The sequence below is a fragment of the Streptococcus sp. SCPM-O-B-15294 (M123) genome, from assembly GCF_058200455.1.
In genome coordinates, this window is sequence record NZ_JBYQGU010000036.1 from 1 (window position 1) to 245 (window position 245).

General features: G+C 41.6%; 1 protein-coding gene. It reads right to left on the reverse strand.

The features are described from left to right. Positions 1 to 245 (reverse strand): MucBP domain-containing protein (locus AC3E8G_RS10315; RefSeq protein WP_490677654.1); only part of this gene is annotated, 245 nt, incomplete at both ends.

The following is a 245-nucleotide window of genomic DNA, read 5'->3' on the forward strand; positions in this document are numbered from 1 at the left end:
ACCAATTCGTAAGTCTTGCCTTCGAATGTAATCTCTTGTGGGCGATTATCTACAACTGTATCGTAGTCTTTATCCACTGGTTGAGCGTCTTCATCGGTCACATCTGACTTGATGGTCTTGCCTTCTGTATCTACATAGTGAACATAAACGTTACCCTTAGGTTCTTCTTTGAGTTTATAGACGTAAGTAACGTTCTTATCACCTTCGATGACCTTACCTGTTGTAGGATCGGTTGACTTGAGGTG